The sequence below is a fragment of the Fluoribacter gormanii genome, assembly GCF_900156395.1.
Taxonomy (GTDB): domain Bacteria; phylum Pseudomonadota; class Gammaproteobacteria; order Legionellales; family Legionellaceae; genus Legionella; species Legionella gormanii.
In genome coordinates, this window is sequence record NZ_FTNL01000021.1 from 15922 (window position 1) to 28153 (window position 12232).

Below are 12232 nucleotides of genomic sequence, written 5' to 3' on the forward strand. Positions count from 1 at the left end.
AATTGGCCTATTAAATAAAGACGTTGCTAACATAAAACCGGGATTGAGGGTTGTATTCATTTTTAAAGAACCAAGTAACAACGTACCAGGTAATGATTAAACGTATATCATCTAAAGTTGGAGTAGGGTACTAATGGGACGATAGGCATGTCCATATCACCTTGCCAACCTTCGAATGAATAACGAAGAAAGAGGGAGAAATGGCTGGGTGTAAAATCTGTTGATCGTTGAATATCTACCAGTCCCCCTATAATAAAATGTGAACCCATCCGACGTTCTAATAATGCAAGAAATGAGTAACCGTAGCCTATGATGGATGTGCCAGCTTGAATGGAGTTTTGTGTATTGTCGAAATTTGGAATAAGGTTGGGTAATGGATATGAAACCAGGTCTTGGGTTACTTGACGAGACCAAGTTACTGTGGCTCCTAATTCATAAGACCAGTTTGCGACTCGTCGTCGATAATTAATTGGGATTGTAAATGATAAATAAAAATCTGGACTATAATATCCACCTTGTCCAAGATTAAAGCCATATAAATTCTTATCATAGTGCCAGACCATATTTGTAAGTCCGATGATAAAACGGCGATTATCTTCATTGATTATTTTGTAATAATAACCATCCAACAAAAGAATACGGGTATTAGACTCAACATTCTTCCCGGTTAATTCATTACCAATGATATTAGCCCAGAAACCATTTGCTTCCCCCCGATCATAACTGAGCGATAAAGTAAGTCCCGTAGCAACAACCCCGCCCCATTTAATTCCTGTATTTGGGTCTACTGCTCCTGCAAAGGAAAGTAGGGAGTTGGTCATAGGGCGTTGTGATGCGGTAATTGTCCAGCCAATATGTCGTATTTCACCGCGATAATTGATGCCTCCAATCCAATTTCCTACAGGGTATCCAATAGGTGTTTCGCCAATATCAAATCCCCAGGTTGGATTTTGCCATCCTCCATCCCAGCCAATCCCCTTTGCTCGTTGTACGATGCCGGTAGTACATCCAGTAATCGCACAAGTGCCAAAATCATCAAAATAAACCCCATTGAATGTAGAAAAACTTCCTGCACCTATGTTGACTTTATCCGCTCTTAAAAATGCACGGCCGTTGGCATAACCCCAATCTGCTTGAGCTATGCTATCTTCGGCTCGCAGCTCAGAAGTTCCAGCTTTATCTGTCAATTGCCAATAATCTTCGTCTACAGTGATGCGCGTTTCTTGTTGCTGATAAAGTAGGGCTGATTCAGAACGAATACTGCGCTTAAGCCAATCATCCTCTGCATGAATACGGGTTAACCAGGTATAATAGTCGTTACTGGCTGGCCATATTGATGTGATATTGCTTTGCATCATGGATTTTTTGTAATCTTCCTGTGCCAACTTTGGCATTCTATGTTGTGTTTCCAAGCGGGCTGCATCCCGAAAGATAAGTGCACTGTCTTGGCTGGGTGCCGCATGAACGCTTTTTTGTTTGATTTGGTGAAACATAGTTAATGCTTTTTTCGACTCTCCTACAGCATTCCAAGCATTGGCTATTCTTCTTTGCATGTTAGGATTGAACGTTAATTCCATTTTGGGGAGTTGTTCTAGCAATTGGTGCGCTTCGTTCTTTTTACCTAAAGCGACTAGTGACTCTATAACCCCGAGATTTGCTTCAGCATTAAGTGGTTCATGAATTTTCACATCTTGATAATAGTCTAGTGCTTTTGCAAATTTACCATCTAATAAAGCCCAATCTGCTAAAGTGAGCTTAATGGGGCTAGTTTGTGATTGACTCATTAAATAAGCTTCTGCACCTTGTATATTGCCACTATCTCGCAATTGTCGAGCGTGTTGTAAAATCAATTCAGCAGATATTCGTTCTGCCAACTGATGCATGCCTACATTCCATTGTTTTTGTGGAATGGTATGAAGATGAGCCAGTGCCTTTTGCAACTGCTCTGTGTTCGATAAATAAAGTGCATAAGCATATACCTGAACCGGATTCTTTTTTTGTTTTGATATCAATTGTTGAAACAACTCATCTGCCTTTTGGGATTTACCAATATGGTTCAATGCTAAGGCGAGATGATAAGTTAACCAAACATCATCTGGAGCAATTTTTTGTGCTTGGCTGTATTTCTCTATCGCTTTTTTCCATTCATTTGCTTTTTCAAGTTGTTCTGCTTGTTCTTGGAATGAGGAACTCTCCAAATCGAACTTTGCATCTTTAAATTTGACTTTTAGCTCTTCGGGCAAACTGTTTAGGTAATTTAATGCCTTTTGTAATGATTGACGTTTGTAGATGCCAAGAAGCCCGTAGACTGCACTACTATTGCCCGGGCTAACGAGTAAAGCTCGTTTAAATGCTTTTTCTGAATCGACAAAATTCTTACGGGCAAATGCTACTTCACCAACTCCTATCCAAGCATCATAATTCGTCTTATCAAGAAGGAGTGCTTGCTGATATTTTTTTTGAGCCGAATCCATATTACCCGATTGAAAAGCTGTTTCTCCACTAGAAACCCATAAGTCTGAAAGGTTTTTTTTGAGGGCATAGGACCAATTGTCTTGATTGTTACTACTGGAATAAACTTGATGTTCGTTCAAAAAATTATAGATTTCTTGCAGGTGATTGAACGCATTTTGGCGTTGAGCTGGAATTCTGGATAAGATGCGCCAATATTCAGCACTTAATTCAGGAGTGGGAAAAACCCCATGAAAAAGTTCATCGTATTGGGTTTTAGCCAAATCGAGATGCCCAGACATCGCCATTACTCTTGCTTTCTGAAGTTTTTGCTTTGCATCATCTTCAGTTAGAAATAAGCTCATTTGAGCTTGTTTGTAATCCGTTGAATTAGGTGCTTTCTGTTTTAATTCCTCTAGCAGCTCTTCAGCGAGAATTAGGTTTTTTTGCCGTATAGCAAGTCTGATTCGCGCTGCAAGAACATCTGGGTCATTAGGGGCGATCAATTGTAAGCGATTTAGTGAATGCTTTACAAAATCATCACGATAATAGGTTTCACCCCAAATCACCTGATTCAATAGAAATTGTTTCGGATTAATATCAATTGCATGCGCTTTTAAAACCATTAAGCTAAACAAAAATAAAGCAAACCTGGCTATAAGCATTAACTAATCCATTGATTCTGTCTAAATAGTTCCTTAGCGCTTTCGACTCCAGGCTGATCAAATGAATTTATATTCCAAATAACACCCTGGACAAAAATTTTATGTTCATATAAAGCAATTAGTGAGCCAAGAGTTCGCGGAGAGCAATCGCTCATGGAGAGAAGATTTACAGGGATTTCTCCTGGAATGTAACTGTGAGGATTCTCACTATGATTACCACCTTTTATTAATACTTCTTTGTGAGCATGACATATTTTATTAATAACATTATCATCGAAAGCACGAAGATAAATTAAATCAGCTGCTATTTTATTCGTTCCTTGACACAATAGCTGGTAGTAACTGTGTTGTGCATGATTACCCAAGCCACCCCAGATAATGGGGCCTGTCGAGTAATCTACTCTACGACCCTGTTTGTTTATAGATTTCCCATTACTTTCCATATCAAGTTGTTGAAGATAGGGAACAAAATATTGTAAGTCTTGGGAATAAGTCATAACTAACAAGTTATGAATGTTTAAAAAATTAATGTTCCATATTCCTAACAATGCCATTAGAACGGGTAGGTTTTTAGTAAAATGTTCCGTACAGAAATGCATATCCATATGGTATGCCCCAGCAAGGATTTCTGAAAAATGTTCAAAACCGATGGCAATACAGGAAATTAAATTAATTGCCGAGCAGAATGAATAGCGTCCTCCAACCCAATCCCATATAGGAAGAATGGTTTCAAACCCTATTTCTTCTGCTTTCTTAACATTTGCGGTGATTGCAATAAAATGTTGATTAAAATGTTGTTTTTGATTAATCCACGATAAGGCCTTTTGGAAATGAGATAATGTTTCCGGTGTGGTAAATGACTTCGAGGAAATAATAAATAGCGTGGTTTCGGGATTTAGTTTTTTAGTCACACGTGCAAATGCGTTTGGATCTAAATCGGAAATAAAATGAAACTCTAATTTGTCCGTTACTAAATCACTTAATGCATTGATACAAAAAAATGGGCCAAGCATAGAGCCACCTATACCTATATTAACTACATCAGTAATAGGTTTTCCGGAATAGCCAAGCCACTCTCCATTTCTAATTTTTGTAGAAATAAGCTTCATCGTGTTACGAACATTGACTATATCAGCAACAATATTTCGCTCATTAACTAATATGACCTTATTGTCCGGGGCACGAAGAGCTGTATGTAAGGCTGGCCTATTTTCGGTATTGTTAATAGGCTTTCCACTCATCATGGCATTAATGTTTTCATGCAGATTGCATTCATTGGCAAGTTCAACAAGTGAATCCATAATCTGGGGATTGATGTGTTGTCCACCATAATCCAGAGTCATGTTGTCACTAGATATAGAGAAAATTTTTGCTTCTGGATTTTGACTATTGTATGTTTTTGCCAATTTTTCAAGTTTCTTCCAGGCGTTCATTTTCGTAAGTTGTTCCATATACATTCTCAATCAAAATTATTTAAGTTAAAAGCCACTCGGAAAAATTTTTCCCCTCAGTAGGGTGCTCTTTTCCTAAGTCTACATTCGCTTTAAGAAAACCGAGGACACTCCCACAGTCATATCGTTTTCCTTCATAAGGCAATGCTAAAACAGTTTCCTTTTTTACTAAACCATTAATTGCATCAGTTAATTGAATTTCTTTATGTCCCATTCGGGGCAACATTCTGATTTGCTCGAAAATACCTGGGGTTAAAACATAACGGCCAACGATCGCAATATTTGATGCAGCAAGGTGAGGTTTAGGTTTTTCCTCCAGATGGTGTATGCTCAAAAGGTCTTGTTCCCAAGGCGCACCTTGAATAATACCATAACACTCTGTTAATTCTTGAGGGACATTTTCTACTGCGATAATACTATGACCGTATCGCTCATGCATTCGGGTTAATTGTTGGATAACAGGTGTTGTATTTGTCATTAAGTCATCAGCCAGAATTACAGCAAACGCCTCATTGCAAACGATTTGTTCAACACATAAAACGGCATGTCCCAGACCAAGGGGTTTTGCCTGACGCACATAAAAACATTCCATGTCATCAGGTGTTACTGATTTAACTATTGATAAAAGTTCATTTTTATGATGAAGCTCTAGTTCATTTTCAAGCTGATAGGCAAGATCAAAATGATCTTCAATGGCACGCTTATTATGACACGTGACAAAGATCATTTGGCGTATCCCGGCAGCATAAGCTTCTTCAACTGCATATTGAATCAAGGGTTTGTTGACTACAGTTAGCATCTCTTTGGGAGCTGCTTTTGTTGCGGGTAGAAATCGCGTGCCTAAACCAGCTACAGGAAATACTGCTTTTCGTATTCGTGGAAATGTTGCATTCATTGCTAATCTATCCATTTTGTAACAATTAATATAAATTGTGCAGAAAAATTTTAAGTATGCACTTAATATTTTTTGATTTATATAGTTTTTTATCAAATTTTTGGTAAAAGGTAGAGTAAATTTCAGCAAGGGTTGTTGTCAATGAATTCTTTAGATTGGTCGTATGTTAACGGACTCCCAAATTCCACTTCATATTTTAAATGTACTCCAGAAGATTTCCAGGTAAATGAGTTTTTTGATAGTCCATTTTCTGGAGAAGGTGAACATATTGTCCTGAAAATAGAAAAAAAAGGCTTAACTACTACAGAAGTGGTTAAATCATTGGCAAAACTGGTTCATAAGCCAGAAAAATCAATTGGTTATGCGGGTTTAAAAGACAGACAAGCACTGACTACCCAATGGTTGAGTGTTCACGCTCCGGGGGAGCTGATTCCAGAAATTGCACAACTTGCGGCACCTGGTTGGCGCATTTTAGAATGCACGCGCCATCATAAAAAACTGAAACCGGGTTTTTTAACTGGAAATCAGTTTATTGTGCGTTTGCGCGAAATCTCTCATCAAGAAGATTTACTCGAACGCATCGAACGGATTAAAAAGCATGGTGTTCCTAACTACTTTGGAGAACAGCGATTTGGTCACAATGCAGGCAATATATTAAAAGCAGAAGCGATGCTTGTTCGGGGGCATAAAGTCAAAGACCGATTCTTACGGGGCATGTATTGTTCTGCCGCACGTTCATGGATTTACAATTTGATTTTATCGCATCGTGTTATGGAACAATGCTGGAATAGGCCCCTGCCTGGTGATGTGATGCAACTTCAAGGATCAAACAGTATTTTTGTTATCGATCGTGTTGATAATCAAATCATTCAAAGGATTCAAGATAAAGATATTTCTCCTGCGAGCCCCTTACCTGGAAAAAGTAAATACAAAGTCAAAGGTGAAGCATTACAATTGATTAATAAAATTTATCTCGATTGGCAACCCTGGTTAGCAGGTTTGGAGCATTATGGCTTGGAGGAGGATTGGCGTGCTAATATCCTCCATGTAAAGCATCTTAGCTGTTTGCTCAAAGATAATTGGGCGGAGTTATCTTTTAGCCTACCTGCCGGAGCTTATGCCACAGCCATATTACGTGAATTAACTCTTTATCAGAGTGGATAATCTATGGGGTAGCTAAGAAGTGATTTATTCTTGATTTGGCTCTTATAGCAAGAATTGTTTATAGCTTGATCCTATTGTTTTATGCAAACGAACTATACTTTCATTAATAGAATGATAGATAGGAAGTATTGAATGGGTAGAGAAGAATTATTCAAAGCCGCAATAAAACAGGGAAATTTGGTTCAATTCGCGAAGCTCATGTCCAGCGTGTATGAAGAAAATTTTCTAATGACTGATGAAAACGGCAATACACTTGCGCATCTGGCTGCAATTTATGATCAGCCGGAAATTCTCAAAGTGCTTATCAGAAAAGCAGAGGAATTAGATAGTTCAATATTTGAAATTACCAATAGCAATGGATTTACCCCTCTTGAGTGTTGTTATTTGCATTCATCATTAAAGGCGATGTTATTATTAGAATCTAATTCTCAACTAAGTTCCTCTACGAACCTGATTGTCTCAAAACAGTATGATAGATTGAAGGGCTTGCCTCCAAGTGGTTTGCATAGGAAAGGGCTCGAAAAAATTGCCCTGGTTGCGAGTGCATTAGGCGATGTTACTGCAATGCAGATCCTTTTGAATATAACAAGAAACAAAGAAAATTTACTTCGTTATCAAACTAAAGATGGTTGGTCTGGAGTGCATTTCGCCGCATCTAATGATCGATTAGATATAATTAAATTATTTCCTGAAGAATTTGCCGCGAAAGTTACAGACAATGATGGTAATACTCCTTTAATGGTTGCTGCTGGAAGGGGAAATTTAAACATTATCGAATATCTACTTGAAAAAGGGGCGGACCTGCATCAAAGCAATAATCATGGTGAAAGTGCCGTTATTTTTGCTGTTGAAAATGGACAATTAAATACACTTAAATTTTTAGATGAAAAAGGTGTAGACCTGACAATTGTGAATAATAAGGGTGAAAATCCTTTGCTCGTAGCCGCAAAAAATGGTCATTTAGCATGTGTCTCGTATCTGTTGGATCGTGGTTTCTCTGCAGATTTGAAAGACAACCAAGGGAAAACTGCTTTTCAACTTGCATTAGAGACGTCTCAACTTGAGATCGCTGATTTACTAGTGGCTGGTAGTACTTCAAATGAAAAAGACCATGCTTTGATTGATGCCGTAAATAGAGGAGATTTAGCAGCGGTACAGTGGCTAGTGGAACATGGCGCTTCTTTGGCGGCGATGGATACATTTCAGATGACTCCTCTGCTGTTAGCGGCCCACATGGGTAATATAAAATTAGTTGATTATTTTCTGAGTTTAGATCCTTCACCTGTTCATGATAAGGATAGTGAGGGTGATAATATATTGTTTGTGGCAATAAAAAGTCGTCATACTTCTCTTGTAGAACATTTAGTTACAGAAGGTCTTTTTTCACTGGAAGAAAGAAATTCTCAAGGAAAAACTCCATTATTAGTAGCCGCAGAAATCAATTCCGAGGAACTTGTCGAGCTCTTGCACCAAAAAGGTAGTTCATTGGAAGAAGAGGATGAAGAAGGAAATACAGCATTTCATTTGTTGCTCGCTAAAGAGTATTTGGGAAATGCTATGAGTTACATTTATACTCAAAGTCCTGATTTACTCCTGAAAAAAAATCATAAAGGAGAATCACCCATACATACAGCGATTAGGCATAAGCACAGTTATGAAATAGAGAGAATACTGGGTTTAGTCAGTTTAGAGCCTGAGAAAAGAACAGAGTTGCTTGAGTTAAGAGATGCTCAGGGGAACACCGCTTTGTTGTCGGCTGTTGAATCTCATAATTTTGAGGCCATACCAATCTTGAGGAAAGCAGAAGCCGATCTCTTAGCCAAAAACGATAAAGGTCAATCGGTTATTACCATTACACCATTGAATACCTTCCCTCAGGAAACACTTAAACTATTTTTTGATGCGTATCATCTTGATTATAGAGAATATTATGCCAGGCGAAGACTATACTTTATTTTCGGTGGAGAAAAGTTGAATGAAGCTCTTAAATTTCCTAACGCGGATGTCAAATTTGGTTCGGGTCTATTCGATGAAGGGGTTCGGATTCTTGATGGCTATTTAAATGATTTTATTCGAGACAAACATCCAGAATATGCTTCACAATTCAAACCTTTATTGGCTGCGTTAGATAAACTGCAATCTGATACCACAGTTGAGGATATATTAAATCAATTAAATAGCGAAGAAATGGTTTTTCAGGCAACGGGTTTTACTGGTCATGGTGTTCTTGCCACTTTGAAAAATATGTCAGGTGAACATATGAAACTATCGCTTGCTGAGCGAGGTGCTCGGGTAGGTGGCGCTCCTTTTTTAAATGATGAAAGCAAAAAATTTGCAGCGGTTCGCTCTATTATCGTTCCTAAAGAAAAACGTCAGCAAGTGATTGAGCTTTTATATCAAGCCAAAAACTCACCACAGGCAGAAGGAGTGGATATTCTGTTTAAGCAAATACCTGAATTTGTAGGCGAACCCTATCAGTTCTCCTCTATTTATCAGAAAAAATTTATGGATATTTGTTTTTATAGTAATCCCAAAACAGGTTTATATGAGCAATTTATTGAAATTCTAGGCGATGAGAAGGGAAGAGCCTTTTACAAGGAGTTTGAACTCTATATGCGAGAACAGGAGTTAGAACACTATAAAGAACTCCATAAACTAACTCATCCAGGGGAGAGCTTACAGGAAAATCCAATCATTGTTGAAGCTGAGGAACTCATTGAAAATAGGCAGGAGGCAATTCATACATCCTTAACGCACTTAAAGTGATGCCAGGGGGGAGCTTGAGTGAAATACATATCGTTGCTCGAGAAATCGAACAGTAAAACTCCTGTTTCGCTTTGTAGAACTCAGACCACAATAAATTCAACGTAACATACTGGATAAAATTGCTTTTTTTCTCAAAGAAGGCTATGTTTGATGAGGAATCGGTAACCTCGATTGCTGTGGGCCTGACTTGCGTGCATTCTTATCAGGAAATCAATGCATTAGCCAATTGGTGCATGAGCTATGATTTTGGAAATACAAAATGAGTAACGTCTTGTATTTACTTTTATCTCATAATACATATAAAAAAGTTGAAAAAATTTACCATCATTTTCGGCGACATCAAACTTCATTTTTTACTACAACGTGTATTATTTTATCCCAACTCATAGGCTGGACTTTTTTAAGACTGGAGTCACGTTGTTGGCAAATGATACGCAAGAATCATCACTATTGGTTCCCACATATTTCAAGGAAACATCCTCGTTCCGGAGACATGTTTCGTTATTTAATTCAAATCTTATGGTTCACTTTGTTCTTTCCAGTATCAAGTAGAAAAACGTCTTATGATACAAATACTTTTTTGAAAAGAATCCTTGATTATTACTATTCCCGGATAGAACAACTACCCTCAAAGATTAAAGCCAGTAAAGTGACGGAGAAAACTGTAAAGCATTTTGGACAAGCAAATAATATTGTACGCCGTGTATTGTTTATTACATTGAGTATTTTTTCAGCCATGTTGCTATTAATTTGTATTACTCAACCATTTGCACCAATAGCACAGTTTATTTTCGTAGTGCTCCTATGGGTGATGGCTATGAGTATCCGTAAAATTCCTGGTCGTGTAAGTACTGTTATGCTTGTGGTTCTTTCTGTGATTGTTTCATGTCGTTATTTGTGGTGGAGGTACGCATATACATTGGTCTGGGATGATACCGCAAGTGTTGTATTTGGAAGCTTGCTTATCTTGGCTGAAACGTATATCTGGCTTGTGATGGTGTTGGGATATTTTCAAAGTCTTTGGCCATTGCATCGCCAGCCTGTACCATTGCCCGTTGATCATTCTACATGGCCTACTGTAGATATTATGTTCGCAACTTATAATGAAGATCTTAGTATAATAAAACCAGGGATATACTCTGCTTTGGGTGTGGATTGGCCTAAAGAAAAACTTAATATATATATTCTGGATGATGGTAATCGTCCCGAATTCAAAGCATTTGCTGAGGAAGTCGGTGTACATTATATAGCGCGTCCTTACCATGAACATGCAAAAGCAGGAAATATCAATTATGCTCTGAAGCAGACGATTGGTGAGCTGGTGGCAATTTTTGATTGCGACTACGTGATTACCAATCCTTTTTTGCAATTGACTGTAGGTTGGTTTTTAAAAGACCCTAATCTTGCCATCTTACAAACCCCACATCACTTTTTCTCACCGGATCCTTTTGAGCGCAATTTGAAATCTTTTCGCAAAACACCCAATGAAAGTGCCTTATTTTATGGCGTAGTTCAAGATGGAAATGATACGTGGAATGCAACTTATTTTTGCGGTTCGTGTGGTATTTTACGCCGTTCGGCATTGGAAAAGATTGGTGGTATGGCAGTAGAAAGTGTGACCGAAGATGCTCATACCTCATTACGACTGCAACGTCTCGGTTATAACTCTGCTTACATTCGAATTCCATTAGCGGCAGGCCTGGCAACGGAAAGCCTTGCGAATCATGTCGCTCAACGTATTCGATGGGCGCGTGGCATGATACAGATTTTGCGTATGGATAATCCCTTGTTTGGTAAAGGATTATCCGTAGGGCAAAGACTTTGCTATTTTAATTCAATGTTGCATTTTCTTTCTGGTCTTCCTCGCTTAATTTTTTACATCACCCCTGCGGCATTTTTAATTTTCAACGCTTACGTAGTCTATGCATCTGGAGTGATGATATTGCTTTATGCTATACCCCATATTGTTCATGCAGTATTGACGAATAACCAAATTCAAGGACGGTTCCGTCATTTCCTATGGAATGAAATCTATGAAACTGTTATGGCCTGGTATATTGCAGTACCTACAACCATGGCTTTAATCAATCCACATAAGGGTCGATTTAACGTCACTCCCAAAGGAGATACTACTCCAGAAACGCATGTAGATTGGATGACTGCACGACCTTATATCACATTATTATGCATCAATATTGCTGGCTTGATCGCGGTAGGCTTTCGTTTGACATTTGATCCTGGGACAACAATTTTAGCTGTGCTTATAACTGCAACGTGGTCTTTATATAATATAGCTATTCTTGGAGGGGCTCTTGGGGTAAGTATTGAAGCAAGGCAAAGACGCAAAGCACCTCGCGTAACTTTTGTTATGCCTGCAGCAATCAGGCGAGCTGATGGTCATCTATTTCAATGCACTTTGAGGGATTATTCCGATAAAGGGGTAGGGATAAAAATGGAGCAGGAGGACTTGCTTGACGAAGGAGAAGAGATAACTCTTCTCCTTAAACAGGGACAAGATGAATTTGCCTTCCCAGGAACCGTTGCCTATATATTTCATCGTATGGCAGGTATTCGATTACATGAGTTATCTCTAAGACAAAACATTGACTTTATACAATGTACTTTCGCACGAGCGGATGTTTGGTCATCGTGGCAGGAAGAGTTTAGCCATGATAGGCCTCTTAAAAGTATGCGCGATGTATTTGCTCTGGACTTGCGTGGTTATTACGATATCATAGGATATACACCACGTAGAATTCAAAAAATACTCCTAGGCTTTACCAATGCAATTATTTGGATAGGGACATTTCTTCCTCATAAGCCTCAATTAAAAGAGTAAT

6 protein-coding genes are annotated in these 12232 nt (G+C 38.4%); 3 read left to right on the forward strand and 3 right to left on the reverse strand.

Annotated elements, in window-relative coordinates:
* Window positions 1–107: 107 nt before the first annotated feature.
* The 3 genes from bcsC to galU are packed head-to-tail and all read right to left on the reverse strand — an operon-like array spanning window position 108 to window position 5462.
* Window positions 108–3116 (reverse strand): cellulose synthase complex outer membrane protein BcsC, encoded by a 3009-nt coding sequence (gene bcsC / locus BW930_RS12760; RefSeq protein WP_058467739.1) that lies wholly within the window; start codon window positions 3114–3116, stop codon window positions 108–110.
* The gene (gene pgi, locus BW930_RS12765) at window positions 3116–4567 is read right to left on the reverse strand and encodes a glucose-6-phosphate isomerase (protein ID WP_058467740.1); all 1452 of its coding nucleotides are present in this window, start codon (window positions 4565–4567) and stop codon (window positions 3116–3118) included. Before pgi ends, bcsC begins: the two co-directional genes overlap by 1 nt.
* 22 nt (window positions 4568–4589) lie before the next feature.
* Window positions 4590–5462 (reverse strand): UTP--glucose-1-phosphate uridylyltransferase GalU, encoded by an 873-nt coding sequence (gene galU / locus BW930_RS12770; RefSeq protein ID WP_058467741.1) that lies wholly within the window; start codon window positions 5460–5462, stop codon window positions 4590–4592.
* 141 nt (window positions 5463–5603) lie between these two features.
* On the opposite strand from galU, the gene truD reads away from it, so the two are divergent.
* The 3 genes from truD (at window position 5604) to bcsA (ending at window position 12231) form a co-directional block, all read left to right on the forward strand.
* Complete coding sequence (truD, locus tag BW930_RS12775) at window positions 5604–6626, forward strand: tRNA pseudouridine(13) synthase TruD (protein WP_058467742.1); 1023 nt, start codon at window positions 5604–5606, stop codon at window positions 6624–6626.
* A 132-nt stretch (window positions 6627–6758) separates the two neighbouring features.
* Window positions 6759–9392, forward strand: coding sequence for an ankyrin repeat domain-containing protein (locus BW930_RS12780; protein WP_058467743.1), 2634 nt, complete (start codon window positions 6759–6761; stop codon window positions 9390–9392).
* Between the two features lie 259 nt (window positions 9393–9651).
* Window positions 9652–12231, forward strand: coding sequence for a UDP-forming cellulose synthase catalytic subunit (bcsA, locus tag BW930_RS12785; protein ID WP_058467744.1), 2580 nt, complete (start codon window positions 9652–9654; stop codon window positions 12229–12231).
* Window position 12232: the final 1 nt, after the last annotated feature.